At 46.4% G+C, this 547-nt stretch carries 1 protein-coding gene; it reads right to left on the reverse strand.

All coding sequences use genetic code 11. The features are described from left to right. A partial coding sequence (locus tag R7044_RS27420) for a hypothetical protein (protein ID WP_225456252.1) occupies positions 1-547 on the reverse strand: 547 nt, incomplete at its 5' end.

The following is a 547-nucleotide window of genomic DNA, read 5'->3' on the forward strand; positions in this document are numbered from 1 at the left end:
CTACCACTGTAATACGGCGTACAACTGCAAGTACTTTCGAACCAGTTGTTGTTTGTTAGAACGACGCAAAGGGTGGCCAAATTTGATGTAACAAGGGCTGATACCAAAGCGTGTATCAAGGGATTGAGTGAGCTGAGATTCACTGGTGTAAAGAGTGATGCCTTGCTCTGTATATTCGTTGATTTGATCCGGCAATTCGCCCATCCACCAATGGAGCAGTTCTCGGCTGGTTTTACTGCGACTGATCCAATGATCGCAAACAAGGAAGAGTAGGTCGTTAGGTTGCAGCGCGTAGCCATACTCGCTTTGCCATTCGGTAATTGAAGACAACAAGTTTTCGCGACACGATTTACCGGCACTGACCATGTGATGGCTTAACACCCAAACCGTTCCAATCTCAGAAGAAATACGATAGTGGTGAGGTAGGTCTGGAGCGTCGAGTACTTCAATCGGTTTTACGATGCTGTTGTAACCAAAATGACGGAAGGTGTGTTCCATACGGCGAGAAAATGCAAGGCCAAGATGGTGTTCACTCATACCTTGGTTA

The organism is Vibrio sp. 1402 (genome assembly GCF_033340275.1).